A 19,656-nucleotide genomic window follows, 5' to 3' on the forward strand; every position below is an offset into this window, starting at 1 on the left:
AAGTCTTCTACACTGACTGGAATAGGTTTTAACTCTTAACGGCGGCTCCTCATGACGGTCAACGATACTGAGTACATCAGGCAAGCTGAAGCCACTCGTGTGCGCGTGCTAAGTGAAGCACTACCTTACATTCAACAATTCACCGGTCGCACTGTTGTTGTGAAGTATGGTGGCGCGGCGATGAAAGACAGCACACTCAAAGATCAAGTCATCCGCGATATTGTGTTTTTATCCTGCGTCGGCTTGCGCCCAATTCTAGTACACGGCGGTGGCCCAGAAATTAACAGTTGGTTAGATAAATTGGGAATTGAAGCGCAATTTAAGAATGGTCTACGAGTCACTGATGCCCCCACAATGGATGTGGTGGAAATGGTTTTAGTCGGTCGAGTTAATAAAGAAATTGTCTCTCTAATTAACCAAGCTGGAGGCTTAGCAGTAGGACTTTGCGGCAAAGACGGTAATCTATTTACAGCCCGTCCGCAAGGTCAAGAAGGCATTGGCTTTGTAGGGGAAGTCAGCAATGTAAATATCAAGGTTTTGGAGACTTTAGCTAGTAATGGCTATATTCCTGTAGTGTCCAGTGTAGCCGCCGACGAGTCAGGACAAGCTTACAATATTAACGCCGATACTGTGGCTGGTGAAATAGCGGCAGCATTAGGAGCAGAAAAGTTGATTTTATTGACTGATACTAGGGGTATTTTAAAAGATTACAAAGACTCCTCTACCTTGATTGCGAAAGTAGATATTCGTGAAGCCCGCGATTTGATTGCCAATGGTGTAGTCAGTGGTGGGATGATTCCAAAAGTCAATTGTTGTGTGCGATCGCTTGCTCAAGGAGTACGTGCAGCACACATCATTGATGGACGCATTCCCCACGCCCTGTTACTAGAAATCTTTACTGACGTTGGGATCGGTACTATGATTCTTGGTTCCCAGTTTACTTCTTAGGGGAAGAGGGGAAGAGGGGCAGGGGAGCGGAGGAGCGGAGGAGCGGAGGGGAAGAGGGGCAGGGGGGCAGGGGGAGCACGGGAGGTAGGGAAGATATGTTTTGCAATGCAACAATGAATTTTTGATATTCGCAAACGAACCTTTGATATTCGTGAACGAATCTTTGATATTCACAAACGAACCTTTGATATTCGCAAACGAATCTTTGATATTCACAAACGAACCTTTGATATTCGCAAACGAACCTTTGATATTCGCAAACGAACCTTTGATATTCGCAAACGAACCTTTGATACTTGCCTCCCCTGCTCCCCCTGCTCCCCCTGCTCCTCTACTCCCTTACTCCCCTACCGAGGATAGGTAATGATAACGCGCGATCGCCCCCGATCAAATGGTGTCCGCCGCCAGGAATTATTTATAATCACTGGGTTAACTAGCGTTGAGTCTCGAATTGTCGGATTAATCAAAGTTGGATTAATTAGCGTGGAATTTTTGACGTTTTGTCTTAACTGAGGATAGGAATCGTGGTAATTAGTCCGTCTCGTCGGCATTAGTCCCGTTGCTGGATCTACAGGCATGGGAGCGGGAATCGGACTACCGTAAATAAAAGAACCAACAGCAGGCGATGTCTGACGACAAGCTGCTCCGCAGCTACGGCTGATTCCAGAAGCGCCATCAATCACGATCACAGGCTGGGCAAAAGCTGGGGCAATTGCGCTCATAACTGATAGACTTATGCTTGCTCCCAACAAATTCAGTTGCGAATGCTTGATTTTCAGCATATTTTGCTCACCTGCATTTGATAAATTGGCATAATTAACACCAAAGACCTAGAAAATAGCTGCAACTACTTGGTTAAAATTTTAAAAGTTTATCAACGTTAATATTGCCAGCTTCTAAAAAGATTCCAAAAAGATTGCTGGCATTGGCAAAATTAAAGCAGTGCTGATTTGTGTGCAGAACGTGAGTGCAGAAAGTTTAGAAATTGCCAAAGCTAGCTACCAGACTGGTAAAGTTGCCTTTGAAAGTGGTCAATACCGCGAAGCCGTGGAAAATTTGGAAAAGGCAAGTGCCTTATTGGCTCGCAATTCTCGCCTTGGCGGTGAAGTAGAAATTTGGCTGGTGACAGCTTATGAAGCAGCTGGACGTACGGATGATGCGATCGCTCTTTGCGAAAGACTTAAACGCCATCCTTATTCAGAAACCAGCAAACAAGCGCGGCGGTTGCTTTACATTTTAAAAGCACCGAAGTTGGTAAGACCTAACGAGTGGATGACCGAAATTCCTGATTTAGGCACACTCCCTGACAATGACCTCAAAATCCGTGCAGCTGGCAAACCTACCAAATCTTCTCAGCCGCGGAAACCTGCTGAGCCAGAATTCATTGATCTTAGTCAGGTCAATACCAGAGATAATCGCTTTATCTGGGTGGCGCTAACTGTCATTGGTTTAACCATTTCGTATTTAGTTTGGTTGAGTTTTTCAGGAACCTCTGTCTAACACCAACATTAGGACGCTTCTCTTTACCTGCGGCGACTCCGTTAAAACGTAGAGCCGTTTCATTCTCCCTCAATTCTTCCAAGATTGGGAGACTAGCAAGCTAACTAAAACGTATTGCGTCGCCTAGAGATAGAAGTCAAGATTAGTTAAGATGTTTGACTTTTGGGGAGATTTATAATGTTGAATTTTTCTACTTTAGAAAAGATTTTCGTGTGGTTAATTAAACCATTGAGTTTTGCACTAGCAAAATGGGATTTGCTCACAAGACTGATTCCTAGAAATACAATTAATCGCGTCTCGATTCAAAATCTGCTCGTCCTCAAAACTGTGAAAAGAGATGGAATAAAAATTCCAAAACCTATTTTGTCTCTGGTGCTGTTAATATCTCTGCTGTTGTCTGGCTGTGTCCAGTACGACGTAGGGGTTAACTTTGACAACTCAAATAGTGGTGAACTGGTACAGCATATTAAGTTGGGAGAGCGGCTAACCAGTTTTAGTAGCGATTATGTGTACGAATGGTTAAATAGTATAGAGCGTCGTGCCCGCAAACTGGAAGGCAAAATCCGGCGACTTTCTAAAGAAGAAATTACTGTGACAATTCCTTTCAGTAATGGTCAGGAATTGCAAGAGAAATTCAACGAATTTTTTAACTCCCGTGCTAATCAACCTCCTGAGTCTGTGCAGAGTGAATCTGACTCAGAACTACCAAAAATTGAATCAAACTTACTTTTGGAGCAGAACTTTTTTTTACTTTTAGTACGAAATCGGCTAATTTACGATTTAGATTTGCGATCGCTCTCGCTAATTTCCAACAAAGGTAACGTCCTGGCTAATGCTGGTTCAATCCTGGATTTGGAATTTAGTTTAAAGACCCCTTGGGGAGCCAGGAACATTCAAAAAACTGAAACTGCTATTGAGCCAGAAAAAAATGGCAAACAACTGGTATGGAAACTCCAGCCTGGTGAGCTAAACCATATAGAAGTGGTTTTCTGGCTTCCCAGTCCCCTTGGTATTGGTACGTTGCTGATTATCCTATTTATCTGCGGAGGATTGTACTTGAGATACAGTTTCATGCCAGACCCCAGAATTCAGTTTGCTCCCAAAGCCGCAGCTGCACAGGAACAATAAACTACTAAGCTCCCCAGCGTGGATTACCTTTTTTAGCCATGCTGGCGCATTCTCCATTAAATTTAAAACTCAGCAATACTCAGGGTGATAATCGCTCTATCTTCCAACTACCGTCATTTAAGCGAGTATAAAGCAAGCGATCATGCAGGCGGCTAGAGCGTCCTTGCCAAAACTCAATTTCTGAGGGGATCACTCGTAAGCCTCCCCAATGAGATGGTCGGGGAATCTCCTGGTTTTCATATTTACTCTGGAATTCCTGCAAGCGTTGCTCTAGAACTTCTCGGCTTTCGATCACCTCGCTTTGATTAGATACCCACGCACCCAGGCGACTATTGGCAGGGCGGCTATGAAAATACTGATCTGACTCAGTTTCGGAAACTTTTTCCACATATCCAGAAATTCGGACTTGGCGTTCCAGTTCTGCCCACCAAAAAACCAAGGCCGCTTGCGGATTTTCTGCTAGTTCTTGCCCTTTATGACTGTTGTAATTGGTGAAGAAGACAAAACCCCGTTGATCAAAATCTTTTAGCAACACCATTCTGGCTGAAGGTGTACCTTCTGGTGTAGCAGTGGCAATAGTCATAGCATTGGGTTCCGGCAGTTGCGCCGCTAGTGCCTGATCGAACCATTTTTTAAATTGTATAAAAGGATTAGGGTCAATCTCAGTTTTGCTTAAACCTTCCAAAGTGTAGTCTTTGCGAAGGTCAGCTATGGTTTTGTCCATCGTGATTTGCTTCCTTGTGAGCAGATACTCTTATACACGTCTTTGATAAAATATCTATGATCATGACCAGTGCCAACACCAGTTTTACAAATTCTGTCAAAGAATACCTAAAATAGGTTGCATCAGATGCGCCGTTCAGCCTCCCTTCAACGTTTGTTAATCTATGGTCTGAGCGGCCCGATTATTGCTCTCAATGTCTGGCTGCTGTCTGTACTTTTTCGCTATTTTCAGCATCCCATCACAATTTTGAGCGCTGCTGCGATTCTGGCTTTTCTATTAAATTACCTCGTCAAGTTCTTTGAACGCGCTTTAATTACTCGCACTCAGGCGGTGATTATTGTTTTACTGGCAACTTTAGCCCTGTTGGTTATTCTGGGTGTGACATTAGTGCCGTTGGTAATTGATCAAACCATCCAACTGTTAAATAATATTCCTGATTGGCTAACCGCCAGTCAAGCAAATCTGGAACAGTTTGAAAAATTCGCAAAGCAAAGACGTTTGCCCCTTGATTTGAGGGTTGTGAGTAATCAAATCAATGCCAACATTCAGAATTTAGTACAACAGTTAGCTTCTGGTGCTGTCGGATTTGCAGGGACACTGCTATCAGGATTACTGAACATAGTATTGGTGGTAGTGCTAGCGTTTTATATGCTCCTGTATGGCGATCGCGTGTGGTATGGTCTAATCAATCTTTTGCCGTCTAATATTAGCGTCCCCTTGACCAGATCCTTGCAGCTAAATTTTCAGAAATTTTTCCTTAGCCAGTTGTTGCTGGGGCTATTTATGATGGTGACTCTCACCCCAATTTTCTTGGTGATGAGAGTACCGTTTGCTCTATTATTTGCCATACTCATAGGTCTTTCCGAACTCATTCCTTTTATCGGGGCAACTCTAGGCATTGGTTTAGTGACAATTTTGGTACTATTGCAAAATTGGTGGTTGGCAGTTCAAGTGGCCTTGGCGGCAGTTCTGATGCAGCAGATCAAAGACAACCTGTTAGCTCCCAAGTTACTGGGTAACTTTATCGGACTAAATCCCATCTGGATTTTTGTAGCTATTTTGATGGGGTTCGAGATTGCTGGGTTTTTGGGGACATTAGTTGCTGTTCCGATTGCCGGTACTATCAAAGGTACTTTCGATGCTATCAAAAGTGGCAAATCCGATAATTTTGTATCAACCGTAACTATTGCTCATGACCCACCTGAAAATTAAGACAGAAGTTCAAAAATTAAAGGTAACAAAGCCAAAATTCTTCCTTTGAATTTTTAACTTTGTAATACCATGTGGTTGTCTAATTTAATTGTTGAAACTTGCGCGATCGCCATCTGGCTAATTTCAGAATAAAACAAGCACAAGCGAATGTGCAAAATGTGCAAGCACACGCTCAATCAATTTATTGTTGAATTTATCGTCTTTGGAATCTTATTACTTAACCTAGAACTAGTTGATGGATGCTTCCGAGCTATTAGAAACAATTACACTCCTGATTGAGCAAGCTGAACGGGGGGAAATTGATCCCTGGGATGTCCAAGTAATCGAGGTGATTGACCGTTATTTAGAACTAATGGCACCAGAGGCAACAGAAAGGGGCTATGAAGCCGACTTGTCTCAATCTGGACAAGCTTTTTTGTCAGCATCAATGCTAGTTTTATTCAAAGCAAACACCTTGATGCAATTGTCTTCAGGAGCAGATGCACAAGAAGATGTAGCAGATGATGCAATCTTAGAAAGTGAAGATGGGATATTACATCAGGCTCACCGTCTGCCATTAGAACGACAATTGCGTCGTCGTCCAGCGGCAATGCCACCACCAAAACGCCGCGTCACTCTGCAAGAGTTAATTGAGCAATTGCAGATCATGGCGAACCAGCTAAAGCTTGTACAGAAAGCCAATAAACCAATTCGTCCCAAGCGTCAGCCTAGTGTCCAAACGATGCGGGAAGCACTAGAGTTAGCTCACCAAGAAAATCTGACGGAAGTAGCTGGGGAATTAGAACAGGTATTGTATCTTTCAGCAGGAGAGTTACATTTAGAACAAAATTGGTTAAATCTGGAACAACTTGTAGAGTTGTGGTTAAAAACAAAGCAATCATACCAAAATGGTTCTGGCCATGAATCAAAACACAGTCACCTAGTTAGTGTTTTTTGGGCACTACTACTACTTTCGGCTCAATCCAAAGTAGAGCTATTTCAAGAGGAGTTTTACCATGAGATCAAAATTCGCTTACTTACAGATACAGCTAATACTTACAAGCCCTTCGAGCAACCAATGAACTAAGTAAGTCAGAAGCAGCCCTAGAGATAATTTACAGATTTTTGCTTCAGCCCCAAAATCCGGGTAAATTGAAAAGATAACTGATCGCTTGTCATCTAGCCATATCTAATGGTTGCAATAACCAGCAAATTATCGTTATTCCTATGTTTAGGGATAACTTAGAGCAGAAATAAAAACTGATGATTAAGTATCACTCGATGAAAGTAAACTGGCTTGTGGTTGAGGAATAAACTTTTATGAAAGCGATGATTCTCGCGGCGGGCAAGGGTACTCGCGTTCGTCCGATTACCTATACAACTCCCAAACCGATGATTCCTATCCTGCAAAAGCCAGTGATGGAATTTTTACTAGAACTGTTACGCCAACACGGTTTTGACCAGATTATGGTCAATGTTAGTCACTTGGCTGAGGAAATAGAAAACTATTTTCGTGATGGGCAGCGGTTTGGTGTACAAATTGCCTATTCTTTTGAAGGGAAAATTGATGACGACGGTAAACTGGTGGGGGAAGCAATCGGTTCTGCTGGAGGGATGCGCCGCATCCAAGATTTCTCACCATTTTTTGATGATACCTTTGTGGTGTTGTGCGGCGATGCTTTGATTGACTTGGATTTGACTGCGGCGGTAAAGTGGCATAAATCCAAAGGCTCAATCGCCACTATCATTACAAAATCTGTCCCACAAGAAGAAGTGTCTAGTTACGGTGTGGTCGTCACCGACGAAGATAGTCGTGTCAAAGCTTTCCAAGAAAAACCTTCAACCGAAGAGGCTCTGAGCACTAACATCAACACAGGTATTTATATCTTTGAGCCAGAGGTGTTTAATTACATTCCTTCTGGAATAGAGTACGACATCGGTAGCCAATTATTTCCCAAACTAGTGGAAATTAAAGCCCCATTTTACGCCATCCCTATGGATTTTGAATGGGTAGATATTGGTAAAGTACCAGACTACTGGCGAGCGATTCGTGGTGTGCTACTGCGCGAAATCAAAAACGTGCAAATCCCAGGTCATGAAGTTGCTCCTGGAATCTACACTGGTTTAAATGTTGCCGTAAATTGGGACAAAGTGGATATCACAGGCCCAGTCTACATTGGTGGCATGACCAGAATAGAAGACGGAGCTAAAATCGTGGGCCCAGCCATGATTGGCCCTAATTGCTGGATATGCAGCGGTGCAACAGTAGAAAACAGCGTGATTTTTGAATGGTCACGCCTGGGGCCAGGAGTCCGCTTGGTTGATAAGTTAGTGTTTGGACGTTACTGCGTAGATAAAACTGGTGCTGCAATTGATGTCCAGGCTGCTGCTTTAGACTGGCTGATTACTGATGCCCGTCAAACACCACCATCCCAGACACCACTTGAGCGACAAGCGATCGCTGAATTGCTTGGGACAAATACAAATTAGGGACTGGGGACTGGGGACTGGGGACTGGGTATTAAGACATTTTCCTAACCCCTAGTCCCTAGTCTTTAACTATTTAGATATGTGTATCGTCTGAGGCTCTGCTCGTAGGTTTGCAGTAATCGCTGAGATTCTGCCAGAGTAATGCGCTTTTCCTCCAAAGCTTTCTCGCAACGCTGGCGGATGTTTTCCACCATATCTTCGGAGTCATACTGCACGTAGCTCACGACTTCGCTCATGGTGTCACCTTTGACAACGTGTTCAATCTGGTAGCCTTTGGGGGTCAACTGGATATGAACTGCGTTGGTGTCGCCAAAAAGGTTGTGCAAATTGCCCATAATTTCTTGGTAAGCTCCATTCAGGAACATACCTAAATAATAGGGTTCTCCCGGCTTATAGGGGTGCAGTTCTAAAACTGATTTGACATCGCGCAGGTCAATAAAGCGGTCAATTTTACCATCACTATCGCAGGTCAGGTCGGCTAAAATGCCCCGGCGCGTCGGTTCTTCATCTAAGCGGTGTATCGGCAGGATTGGAAATAACTGGTCGATCGCCCAGCAATCCGGTGCTGATTGAAACACAGACATATTTACGTAGTAAATGGAAGCCATGATTTTTTCTAAGTCTTCCAATTCATCGGGTACGTATTCTTGCTGCCTGGTAATGTCAAGAATTTTTTGACAACAAGCCCAGTAGAGTCGCTCGGCTTTGGCTCGTTCTTTGAGGCGTAAAATTCCTAAATTGAAGCGGCTGATAGCTTCTTCTTTGAATTGAGTGGCGTCGTGGTAGAACTCCTGGTAATTCTCGATGTTAATTGATTGGTAGGTTTCCCAGAGGTAATTAATTACTGGGGATTCTCCCTCTTGCGGTGGTTCTGGTGCATTCAGAGGGACATCACTGGTACTGAGAACGTCAAAAATCAATACTGACTGATGAGAAGCGATCGCTCGTCCACTTTCACTAATCAATGTTGGTACGTTGATCTGCCGCTCAGCACAGGTATCTTTTAACTCTGCCACGATGTCGTTGGCATAGTTCTGCATATTGTAATTTTTCGAGGTGTAAAAATTGGTTTGGGAACCGTCGTAATCTACACCCAAGCCACCACCGACATCCAGGTATTTCATATCTGCCCCCAGCATCGCCAACTCTACGTAGATACGACTAGCTTCTTGGATGGCATCTTTAATCACATTGATAGCAGAGATTTGTGAGCCAATGTGGAAGTGCATTAACTGCAAAGAATCGAGCAAGTCAGCTTCGCGTAACTTGTCAACTGCCTCCATTACTTCAGGCATTGTCAAACCAAATTTAGCGCGATCGCCGCTGGAGGTTCCCCAACGTCCCATGCCTTGAGTACTGAGTTTAGCGCGAACTCCCAAAATCGGCTTAATACCTAACTGACGGTTAGCGGCAATTACCAGATCGACTTCTTCAATCTGTTCTAAAACGATAATCGGTGTTTGCCCAAGTCTTTGGGCTAACATTGCTGTTTCGATGTATTCTTGGTCTTTGTAGCCATTGCAAACTAGCAATGCTCCTGGTGTATCCAAGGTAGCCAGAGCAATCATTAATTCTGGCTTAGAACCGGCTTCTAGACCAAATTGATGTGGCTTACCAAATTTCACTAAATCTTCAATCAAGTGCCGCTCTTGGTTACACTTGACGGGAAACACGCCACGATAGACGCCAGGGTAGTTGTAGCGGGCGATCGCTTTAGCAAAACAAGCGTTCAACCGCTCAATTCGGTTTTCCAAAATATCAGAAAATCGAATCAAGATGGGAAGTCCCAAACTACGCTGCTTCAAAGAATTGACTAATTCAAACAAGTCCAGAGAACCCCCGCGATCGCCTTTGGGGGAAACAGTGACATGACCAGCAGCGTTAATCGAAAAATAAGGCTGTCCCCAACCTTCAATGCGGTACAGGGCTTCGCTATCCTCTATTTTCCAGGAGCGAGGCACATCTCCTGTGGTACTACTAGGTGGTAATAGCTTTTTTTGCTTGTGATTTTTCACTTCAGATTTATGTCCATTGGACGGTACTTTTACCACCTCGTCAGATGTAGCAGTTGACTCAACACCCATTTCTTCCTGACCTCTGTGTTTCACCCACGAATTAACAATTTAGCGCATTCATTTGCGAACGGATATGCACCTAAAGATAATTTCTGAGATAAACTCTGATTGGTCAAGAGTCGTATGTCATTGGTCACTAGTCATTAGTCTGGAGTGTAAAACCCTGAGAAAAAGGACAAAGAACAGAGGACAAAAGACAATTGACCAGATAAAAAATTTATTAAGTTTTGGGAGTTAGCTTTGGAACGCACATTCTTAGCAATTAAGCCTGATGGCGTACAGCGTGGATTGGTGGGTGAAATTATCCGTCGCTTTGAAACTAAAGGCTTTACCCTCGTTGGCTTGAAGTTTCTGAAAGTCAGCCGGGAATTAGCTGAACAGCACTACGATGTTCACCGCGAAAGACCTTTTTTTGGTGGTTTAGTTGAATTTATCACTTCTAGTCCAGTGGTAGCGATGGTTTGGGAAGGGGATGGCGTCGTTGCTTCTGCTAGAAAGATTATTGGTGCGACAAACCCACTGACAGCAGAACCAGGAACAATTCGGGGCGACTTTGGCCTTAATATTGGTCGCAATTTAATCCACGGTTCTGATGCTCAAGAAACCGCACAACGAGAAATTGCTCTGTGGTTCAAAGATGAAGAATTAGTCAGTTGGCAACCGCACTTGACCCCTTGGTTGCACGAATAGTAAAGAGGATGAGGACTGGGGACTGGGGACTGGGAAGATATTGGATAGGTGAACAAGACTAATTGTTATTTCCTCCACTCCTGTACTCCCTTGCTCCCCCTGCCCCTGTGCTCCTGTGCTTTTGTCACTTCGAGACTTCAGTTTTTTCCGGTTCTTCTTGGGGTAATTCGATAACACTACGCTTCGTAAATCCCCACGCTAAGATGAGGCCGATCGCAGTAATCATAAACCATTCTGGTGGGACTAAAGCATCATTCACCACTTTTAATAACAGCCGCAAGCCTACTAAAGCTACAGTTACATAGCCTGCATCCTCTAGGTTTTCAAATTCATCTAGCCATCGGATAAACAATCCCGCCATAAATCTCAGTGTAATAATACCGATTGTTGCACCCGTCAGCACTAGCCACCTTTCTTGAGAAACAGCGATCGCAGTTGTCACGCTATCCAAAGAAAATGCTAAATCTGTAAATGCAATCACGGGGATCGCTTGCCATAGTGAGTTGAAGCGAGGGCCGTGATGATGATCGTCCTCTGTTTCTTGAGAAGTAAAATGTTGGAATACCAGCCACAACAAGTATGCAGCGCCCAAAAATTCAAATTGCCAGAATTTTTGCACCCAAGTTGCAGTTAGAATCAGGGAGATTCGCAGCACATAGGCAACGACCAAACCAAAGTTGAGTGCCTGACGCTCAAGTTTTTTGTCCTCCAGTCCTTGGGCGATCGCAGCGAGGGCGATCGCATTATCAGCGGATAGTACTGCCTCTAAAAAAATCAGGATCAGCAGGACTATAGAGGCTTCAACGCTGAAATGAAAGTTCAGGTAATCAAAAATTCGGTCTAACATTCCGGGTTCTCAAGCAGCGATTAAAAATTAACAGGATTAGCCAATTTAGCCAATTTAATATAAACAGTGCAATAAATTGCTACTTTTAATCCAGCTTAACGTGGTTGCGGTGCATTCTGAAGGCGATGTCCAAGGGGAAGCCATCCGGTGACGCTCGTGATTCGCCAGAAAATCTGTATTTTTTTATACGGATACATCATATATATTTTTAAATATAATTGTATATCAATAAAATTTGAGGCATTGCTGAATCAGGGGATGAAATTTGATGTATTGAAATCTTAAACTCTTTATTCTCTCTGTCTTGAAAAGTTTCCTAGGTCGGGCTAACCCTCCTTCTCCTGACGGAGACCGGAGGCGAACAGAACTTTTCGCTGCGTCTGTGCCTTGAAAAGTTATCAACGCTATGCCGGTCTTACTGCCCAACCGTTCTTTTAGAACGGTTGCCTTGTGTCCTCTGGACACAAGGGGGAGGCGCAAGGCTTTGCGCCTCTCGGCAGTGAACAGACCATCGCCGGAAGCCGGCGCTCAGACTTTCCGCTGCGTTAAATAAATCATCCCGCAATTATGCAACGCCAAATTTGATTGTTTCAGACAGATGACAACCATTCAACAGACAGGTAATTCAATACAGATCAGCCAAAAATCCTGATGTAGAGACACGATTTATCATGTCTTCAAAGACAAATTATCTGTACAAATAATCCTTAACCTAACCGTATTGACAGGTATTGACTATTTGCTTATTTTGGATAAAAATCAAACTTTCATGCCTGAAAAGAGTTACTAAACACTCGATTATTTAGTCCAATGTGTAAGTTGTATGAGATTTTATATGAGTTTTTATATGAGTTTTCAGGTCTAGCAGATACACAATCAAAGCAAAAATTTTAGTTTAATAAATCAGTAGAGATCCTGTTTTTCAGAAAAAAGTTTTCTTCAAAAATTAGTCTTAATGAGACTAACTTAAAATATCTATTTTTTGACTATTTATTCATGTAAAGTGGGGAATATATCGTATGGGAATAGTCTTCTGGAGAAAAGTATTTGATTTGATTAAAAAGGGTAGAAGTAATTTTCGATAAAAAGCGATCCCGCTACTCTTTCTCCTCTGGATTGCTTCTGAAGCCAGAACACTTAGCTTAGTTAGTAAAATTTGTAAAGTGTAAACATAGTAATAAATTAGAATACCTAATTTACTTAGACCTGAGATTCATGTGACAATAGTGGAATTAGGGTTGAAAATTATACTTAATACTAAGGAAATCCAACATGAGTATTGGTAACACTAAGTTATATCCGAAAAGATTAATATTTTGTCTGAGTGCGGTGTGTGGCTTGCTGGGCGTGATGATTCCCGAAACCGTGTCTTCTCAAACTACTCCTATAATACGCATTTTAAGGGTTACTGCTCCTGGAGGTACTACTTTCAAGCGGGAAGAAAGCTGGTATTTACAAGCACGTAACATAACACAAGCAGATCAAAAGTGCGCTGTTAGATCAGGTGATAAGTTTTTTGTCTCGTCTATTCTAAGTAGCAATAATAGTCAGGTAGTGAGTCCTACTGGCAATGGTGAACGTCTCAGGGATTACTGGGAAGTTACATTTGAGAAGCCACTTCCTTGCAATCAGCAGGGTGATGGTAGACAAACCTGGTTTGTTTTTAAATCTCATGTACAACAATTACAAGCTGTTGCCGTGCGCTAGTGGTGAAGTGATTTAATATTCTTAATCTTGTAGGACAAGTGTAAAATTGCATTGATGCAAATCAGATATTAATTAGCTTGCGATCGCATTTCTGTTTGGTAGTAAGTACTCTGCGGAAATGCTTGTCTACGAAACCAAGGCGAACCCAAACAGCATGACAATAACGTCGCACATCACTCGCACCTCATCATTAAATGCAATTTATCTTCTGAGAGTCGGGTGTACAACGCAGGATAAAACCTTCAATATTTAGTAACGGCAACTTCAGCATTCATAAGGAATATTAGATTACTTGTTCACCACCAAGTCCGTGGTTCAAAGAACAGTGTTGCATCTATACATACCTATGGAAAATCTTTATGAAGAAATTGTTACAAAGTTTAGTAGAATGACATCATTCACAAATAAGTATTTTTTCTTATTGACATGATGGCGGATAGATTTCCCTGGCTTACCGCGATTGTCTTGCTACCACTTGTTGCTTCCCTGCTGATTCCTGTGCTGCCTGATAAAGACGGCAAGCGCGTGCGGTGGTATGCACTGGGTATAGGTATCGCAGACTTTGCCTTGATGTGTTACGCCTTTTGGAAGCATTACGATGCCAGCAGTGCTAGTTTTCAACTCGTGGAGACTTATGCCTGGGTACCTCAGTTAGGCCTGAACTGGGCAGTATCGGTAGATGGACTTTCAGTTCCGCTTGTGCTTTTAGCAGGATTTGTCACCACGCTCTCGATGTTTTCTGCCTGGCAAGTTGATCATCGACCCCGCCTTTTCTATTTTCTAATGCTTGTGTTGTATTCCGCACAGGTAGGGGTGTTCGTTGCCAAAGACTTGCTGCTATTTTTCATTATGTGGGAAGTGGAGCTGATTCCCGTATACCTACTAGTCTGCATTTGGGGTGGGCAAAGGCGTCGCTATGCAGCTACAAAATTCTTGCTGTATACCGCAGCGGCTTCTATATTTATTCTGGTGGCAGCCCTAGCAATGGGGCTATATGGTGGCGGTAATATGACATTTGACATAACCGCACTCGGCATGAAGGAATATCCGCTTGGTCTACAACTGCTGCTTTATGCAGGGCTGTTGATTGCATTTGGCGTTAAGCTTGCTGTTTTCCCCATGCATACCTGGTTGCCTGATGCCCACGGTGAAGCATCCTCTCCTGTATCAATGATTCTGGCTGGTGTGTTGTTGAAGATGGGCGGATACGGACTGATTCGCCTGAATCTTGAGTTGTTACCTGATGCACACATTTACTTTGCGCCAGTTCTAGCCATTCTGGGTGTTGTCAATATTATCTATGGCGCATTGAATTCCTTTGCTCAGACCAACATGAAGCGGCGTTTAGCTTATTCGTCGATATCTCACATGGGATTTGTACTGCTTGGGATTGCGTCCTTTACTGATTTGGGAATCAACGGCGCGATGTTGCAGATGATATCGCATGGTTTGATCGCATCGGTGCTGTTTTTCTTAGCAGGTGTTACTTACGATCGTACCCACACTATGGTAATGAAAGATATGGGCGGTATTGGTCAAGCCATGCCCAAAGTCTTCGCCCTGTTTACAATTGGAGCGATGGCATCACTAGCGCTTCCGGGTATGAGCGGCTTTGCTGGCGAACTTGCGGTATTTCTTGGTGTAACAACCAGTGACGTCTACAGTTCGACTTTCTGCACTGTAACAGTTTTTCTCGCCGCAGTTGGAGTCATCCTCACACCTATCTATCTCCTTTCAATGCTGCGACAAGTGTTTTATGGTAAAGGTGCAGCGCTCGTATGCGACATCAATAATGTAGGCTTAGAAAATCAAGAAGACGAGGGAACAGTCTGTTTTGGTACAGACTGCCTCGTGCCAACAGAAGCAGTTTACGACGATGCTAGACCGCGTGAAGTGTTTATCGCTGCTTGTTTTCTAGTTGTAATTATCGGTATTGGTTTCTATCCTAAGATGGCTATGCAGATGTACGATGTGAAGACTGTGGCAGTCAATGCTAACCTTCGCCAGTCTTATGCCATAGTCTCGCAAACAAATCCCCGGATCTATGCCAATGGAATCTTGATTCCGAAAATCTCACAAACTAATGATGAAATCTTTGTTGCTCAAGTTAAGCAGTAAGTCTTGTTGATTGCAAATAAAACTGACAAACCCACCAACCTGGAGATAATTATTAAAGTCAAAAGTATCCTTAGATTGGAAATCAAGGATACTATCGATATCTTGTAAGCCGTCTTGGAAAATGTTCTGATTGATTGAAGGTAAGGTGTTTGAACCGCTACTACCTCGCAGGATATCATTATCGAGTCTACCGATTAAGATATCTTTATCGTTACCGCCGATAATGATTGATGGTTGTCATGAGACGTTACTCCAATTTTGGAATTTTAGCAGTGAAGAGTCTCTCCTAATTACTTCATATTTCTAAGATTAGGCGATCGCATGAGGTGATGAAAGATCAGTTTTGTAGCGAAGAAGTACTTGGAAAACTGATTTTGACAAAACAAAAGTTTTACAGAGTAGATTTTCAGGCGTTGCTGAATAGAAGTATGAAATTGAAAAATAGAGTGTATTAAAACTCTTACTCTCTGCGCAGCGGACACTTTGTACTCTGCGGTAAGCCGCTATCGTGTCTAAAAGTCGGCAGAGCAGCGCACGCTAGTGTCCTCCTCTGTATGAGATAAATTTATACCCTGATTTAGCAACGCCGATTTTCAACTAAAGGAAGATTATATTAACATAGGAATTAAAATAATATTTATAACATTTAATTATTATGGCTATGCGAGACGCAGACAAAGATCGTCGCAAAAATCTTCATGTCAAAAATACTAATTTACCTGTGAAAGAACCCCTTTCTTATCATGAGCTTAAAGACAAATGGAAGAATGCTCGTGCCGATGCACTTCAATGGGAACAATGTGCAAAAGAAAATCAATAAGCTGCATCTAAACTGGCTCAAGTTCAGCAAGATATCCAAACTTACCAAATTGAGGTTCATGAATTAAAAGAACGTGCAGGACATAATTACGAAATATATCTGAATGAACAAAAAAACTATCAGCAGGCTTTAAGCCTCTACAACGGAGAAAAAACTAGAGCAATTGAATTAATTGCCCAACGTGATGAATGGCAACAACGCGCGAAAGAAAATCAAGAAGCTGCGTCCCAACTAACTCAAGTTCAGCAAAACATCTACACTTATCAAGTTGAAATTAATAAGTTAAAAGAACGCATAGCACACAATTATTTAATCTATCTTGAGGAACAAGAAAATTATCAGCAGGCTCTAAATCGTTACAATGAAGCAAAAGCCAAAGCAACTGAATTAATTGCCCAACGTGATGAATGGCAGCGACGTGCGAAAGAAAATCAGGAAGCTGCGTCCCAACTAACTCAAGTTCAGCAAAATATCCAAATTTACCAAGTTGAGGTTAATGAATTAAAAGAAAGTGCAGCACACAATTATCAAAAATATATTGATGAGCAAAAAAATTATCAGCAGGCTCTACATCGTTACAATGAAGAAAAAGCTAGAGCGGCTGAATTACTTGCCCAATATGAAGAAATGAAATCTGAGCGAGACAATTATTTAACTCTATATAATGAGGCACAAACACAACTTAAATTTGAGCGCCGTTCCAAGGCTGGTATTAAGGGATGGGAAACTCGTCGTAAAGCCGAGAACGAAAGGCTAAAAAGGGAAATTGCTGAGATGGTTGTTCTGCTGCGCGAATCCCTGGCAAGTAAGGATGAAGCTATAAATAACCTCTACGTTGTAGCAGAGCGTATGGATCGAATTCAATCCCTGGTAGATTCGGTGGAAGATGAAACAATAGGCAATCCTGTAGGTCTGGTACAAAAGTTTAAACGCATTTGGCTTGCTATTAAAGAAATACTTACGGAATAAACAAACATCTTTATGAGCAAAAAATCATCATCAACTATAGGAATTCAAAGTAAAGCTAAGTTGGGGGAGCAAATTCGTAATATTGCCGATAGACTTAAACAAGAGACCGAGGTGCAGATCAAAGCCACCTCCCGTATTTTAGGGGCTGCGGCTCAAATTTCCGAAAATCATGACCGACTTATTAATGAAGTAGTTGATATGGTTGAGGAAGACCTTAATAAACAAACCCAGACGTATTCAAAGGATATTTATACGGTTGATATTCTAAAGCAACAGTTTAAAACATTACGTGAAGCAAAGGATTATTTTAAGCTGAAAGCGACTAGTTGGGAATCCCTTGCTAAGAAACTAAATGATTCATCTTCCCAAAAGCTTATACTTGAAACTAAACCTCAGTCATGTCAAGTTTTGGAAAGCAACTATATAGGAAAATTTGAAAATAATGGCAAAAACTCTGAAGGTTTGACAGTTCATTTAGAAGCAGATGTCGCAGAAATGTTTCCCAATGCTCAAGCAGTAAATGAAGCTCTACGTTTTCTCATTAGAGTTACGAAGAACAGTTGCTAAAACAGTGAATTTGACAGTCAAAAATTTATAATTAATTTTAGTTGATGCTGTGTTCTATTTAATTACATACAGCTTACACAATTAACTAATTATTACAATTAATCATCCCAGTAACTCCAATAGTGATCAAAAACTCGCCCCCAAATGCTACCAATACATGGGATGCTTGTTGATTGATTAGTTGAGTATTTGCAGATGTCTGTTGTTTCTGGTGTAACTGTTACCGTTCCTGCCACAACTGCTAATTTGGGGCCTGGTTTTGATTGCATCGGTGCAGCTTTAACGCTGTACAACGAGTTTAAGTTCATTCGCTTGGAAGAAAGCGGGATGATTATCCATGTCACAGGTGTAGAAGCTGAACGAGTACAAACTGATGAGAGCAATCTTCTCTACCAAGCATTTTTGAAGTTATATCAATATATAGAGCAGACACCGCCATCAGTGAAAATGGAGATTCGCCTGGGTGTACCGCTGGCGCGAGGTTTAGGTAGTTCGGCTACAGCAATTGTTGGTGGGTTGGTTGGTGCTAATCAACTTGCGGGTGCGCCTCTGAGTCAGTCGCAAGTGATGGAATTAGCGATCGCAATGGAGGGACATCCTGATAATGTAGTTCCAGCTTTGTTGGGCGGATGTCGTCTTGCCGCTACTAGTGACACAGGTTGGGAAATTTGCGAGGTTCCCTGGTATGGGGATATTGTGCCTGTGGTGGCTATTCCTGATTTTGAACTTTCTACTTCCAAAGCGCGGCGCGTTCTTCCAACTGAGGTGAGTCGTGCAGATGCAATTTTCAATACGGCGCATCTGGGGTTGTTATTGCGCGGCTTAGAAACTGGTAAGGGAGAATGGTTAAGGACGGCTTTGCAAGATAAGTTACATCAGCCTTATCGCAAAGCCTTGATTCCTGGTTACGATGCTGTCAACATAGCAGCTGTGGCTGCTGGTGCTTACGGCATGGTAATTAGTGGTGCAGGGCCGACACTGTTAGCTTTGGCAGATACAACACAGTCACAGGCTGTAGAAATGGCGATGTTAACCGCTTGGCAAGAAGCAGGAATCACAGCTAATGTGCGATCGCTTTCTCTAGATACCCAAGGCGCAAGCAGCTTTCACGAAGGATAAACAGGAATTATGCAGCAAATTCAGGCAGAAATAGCAGCACTTAACTCTCAAATTCAAGTTCTCCAGCAAGAACGTGCTGCTCTCAATATTAATAATGCGATATCTAGCGAGAATGATTCACCCCTAGCCACAGTTGAGGCGTACCGTCGCCATGCTAGAGAAAATCCTCAATTGTCTGCTGAACTAAAAGGCATAGATGATGCGATCGCCGCCTTGGAAGTGCAGCTACATCATAAACAAGCTGAATTAGCATGTTGCCAAATTGAATCAAAGCAACTTACCCAACAGCAGCAGCTAGATGAAGCGAAAAGAGTGGCTCAAGTTCATGCTCAACGCATTAATCAACTCGCAGGAGAACTGTCCACAGAAATCCGTCTTCTGAAAGCTTGCGCTGATTATCTGAGTCCAATGTATTGGCAAGTATATTACAAACCTTTCATTACCGGGTTTAAAACCATATCAGTTCCTCATGTCCGCTCAGATGGGGAAGTCTGGACAATTGTCAATCGGATCGTTTAAAAGTGTAATTTTAAGCCTTGCTTGGCAGTTATCTGCGTCTTAGAAAGCAGTCATATCTTGAGACGGTGGCATTAGCCGCCGTTTTTTGTTGACTTAGTAAAAGTTTACATTTAGAATGGATTGCCAAGAGAAACCAGTGAGTATTTATTACTAGCTGCATCCAAATTTTAATCTTCTAAGGAGGAATAACGTTTACAAAACTCAAAACTCCTTAATATAATGTAATCAAAAGCGAAATTCTAAA

18 protein-coding genes are annotated in these 19,656 nt (G+C 42.5%); 14 read left to right on the plus strand and 4 right to left on the minus strand.

Going from position 1 to position 19,656, the window contains the following annotated elements:
- The first annotated feature begins 51 nt into the window (after positions 1-51).
- Positions 52-948 (plus strand): acetylglutamate kinase, encoded by an 897-nt coding sequence (gene argB, locus FNW02_RS13950; protein ID WP_191758138.1) that lies wholly within the window; start codon positions 52-54, stop codon positions 946-948.
- Between the two features lie 347 nt (positions 949-1,295).
- Here the strand turns inward: argB and FNW02_RS13955 are convergent, their stop codons facing one another.
- Entirely contained in the window at positions 1,296-1,730 is a 435-nt protein-coding gene (locus tag FNW02_RS13955; protein WP_191758139.1) for a hypothetical protein, read from the minus strand.
- 181 nt (positions 1,731-1,911) lie between these two features.
- Between FNW02_RS13955 and FNW02_RS13960 the strand changes: the two genes are divergently transcribed.
- Together FNW02_RS13960 and FNW02_RS13965 are read left to right on the plus strand one after the other, a co-directional pair.
- Positions 1,912-2,448: a tetratricopeptide repeat protein gene (locus FNW02_RS13960; RefSeq protein WP_191758200.1), complete on the plus strand. Its 537-nt coding sequence runs from the start codon at positions 1,912-1,914 to the stop codon at positions 2,446-2,448.
- Positions 2,449-2,628: 180 nt separating this feature from the next.
- Positions 2,629-3,576 (plus strand): DUF3153 domain-containing protein, encoded by a 948-nt coding sequence (locus FNW02_RS13965; RefSeq protein WP_431356809.1) that lies wholly within the window; start codon positions 2,629-2,631, stop codon positions 3,574-3,576.
- A 79-nt stretch (positions 3,577-3,655) separates the two neighbouring features.
- On the opposite strand, the gene pdxH is transcribed toward FNW02_RS13965, so the two are convergent.
- Positions 3,656-4,300 (minus strand): pyridoxamine 5'-phosphate oxidase, encoded by a 645-nt coding sequence (gene pdxH, locus FNW02_RS13970; RefSeq protein ID WP_191758141.1) that lies wholly within the window; start codon positions 4,298-4,300, stop codon positions 3,656-3,658.
- 126 nt (positions 4,301-4,426) lie between these two features.
- Here pdxH and FNW02_RS13975 point away from each other — a divergent pair, with 126 nt between their 5' ends.
- From FNW02_RS13975 to FNW02_RS13985, 3 genes are all read left to right on the plus strand, one after another.
- Positions 4,427-5,512 (plus strand): AI-2E family transporter, encoded by a 1,086-nt coding sequence (locus tag FNW02_RS13975; RefSeq protein WP_191758142.1) that lies wholly within the window; start codon positions 4,427-4,429, stop codon positions 5,510-5,512.
- A 235-nt stretch (positions 5,513-5,747) separates the two neighbouring features.
- Positions 5,748-6,578 (plus strand): segregation/condensation protein A, encoded by an 831-nt coding sequence (locus tag FNW02_RS13980; protein WP_191758143.1) that lies wholly within the window; start codon positions 5,748-5,750, stop codon positions 6,576-6,578.
- A 233-nt stretch (positions 6,579-6,811) separates the two neighbouring features.
- On the plus strand, positions 6,812-7,981 hold the full coding sequence (locus FNW02_RS13985) for a sugar phosphate nucleotidyltransferase (RefSeq protein WP_191758144.1): 1,170 nt from the start codon (positions 6,812-6,814) through the stop codon (positions 7,979-7,981).
- A gap of 65 nt (positions 7,982-8,046) precedes the next feature.
- On the opposite strand, the gene speA is transcribed toward FNW02_RS13985, so the two are convergent.
- Entirely contained in the window at positions 8,047-10,065 is a 2,019-nt protein-coding gene (gene speA, locus FNW02_RS13990; protein ID WP_191758201.1) for a biosynthetic arginine decarboxylase, read from the minus strand.
- Between the two features lie 231 nt (positions 10,066-10,296).
- On the opposite strand from speA, the gene ndk reads away from it, so the two are divergent.
- Entirely contained in the window at positions 10,297-10,746 is a 450-nt protein-coding gene (ndk, locus tag FNW02_RS13995) for a nucleoside-diphosphate kinase (RefSeq protein ID WP_191758145.1), read from the plus strand.
- A 124-nt stretch (positions 10,747-10,870) separates the two neighbouring features.
- Here ndk and FNW02_RS14000 read toward each other — a convergent pair whose 3' ends face one another.
- Positions 10,871-11,593, minus strand: a complete 723-nt coding sequence (locus FNW02_RS14000) for a TerC family protein (RefSeq protein ID WP_191758146.1) — start codon at positions 11,591-11,593, stop codon at positions 10,871-10,873.
- 1,272 nt (positions 11,594-12,865) lie between these two features.
- Here FNW02_RS14000 and FNW02_RS14005 point away from each other — a divergent pair.
- From FNW02_RS14005 to FNW02_RS14040, 7 genes are all read left to right on the plus strand, one after another.
- The gene (locus FNW02_RS14005) at positions 12,866-13,300 is read left to right on the plus strand and encodes a hypothetical protein (RefSeq protein ID WP_191758147.1); all 435 of its coding nucleotides are present in this window, start codon (positions 12,866-12,868) and stop codon (positions 13,298-13,300) included.
- Positions 13,301-13,726: 426 nt separating this feature from the next.
- Positions 13,727-15,418: an NAD(P)H-quinone oxidoreductase subunit 4 gene (locus FNW02_RS14010; RefSeq protein WP_191758148.1), complete on the plus strand. Its 1,692-nt coding sequence runs from the start codon at positions 13,727-13,729 to the stop codon at positions 15,416-15,418.
- Between the two features lie 655 nt (positions 15,419-16,073).
- The gene (locus FNW02_RS14020) at positions 16,074-16,238 is read left to right on the plus strand and encodes a hypothetical protein (RefSeq protein ID WP_191758149.1); all 165 of its coding nucleotides are present in this window, start codon (positions 16,074-16,076) and stop codon (positions 16,236-16,238) included.
- 627 nt (positions 16,239-16,865) lie between these two features.
- Positions 16,866-17,207 (plus strand): hypothetical protein, encoded by a 342-nt coding sequence (locus FNW02_RS38640; protein ID WP_225225637.1) that lies wholly within the window; start codon positions 16,866-16,868, stop codon positions 17,205-17,207.
- Between the two features lie 12 nt (positions 17,208-17,219).
- The gene (locus tag FNW02_RS14030) at positions 17,220-17,774 is read left to right on the plus strand and encodes a hypothetical protein (protein WP_191758150.1); all 555 of its coding nucleotides are present in this window, start codon (positions 17,220-17,222) and stop codon (positions 17,772-17,774) included.
- A 195-nt stretch (positions 17,775-17,969) separates the two neighbouring features.
- Positions 17,970-18,893, plus strand: a complete 924-nt coding sequence (gene thrB, locus FNW02_RS14035; RefSeq protein ID WP_191758151.1) for a homoserine kinase — start codon at positions 17,970-17,972, stop codon at positions 18,891-18,893.
- Positions 18,894-18,902: 9 nt separating this feature from the next.
- On the plus strand, positions 18,903-19,412 hold the full coding sequence (locus tag FNW02_RS14040) for a hypothetical protein (protein WP_191758152.1): 510 nt from the start codon (positions 18,903-18,905) through the stop codon (positions 19,410-19,412).
- Positions 19,413-19,656: the final 244 nt, after the last annotated feature.

This window comes from Komarekiella delphini-convector SJRDD-AB1, from assembly GCF_014831675.1.
Classification (GTDB): Bacteria; Cyanobacteriota; Cyanobacteriia; order Cyanobacteriales; family Nostocaceae; genus Komarekiella.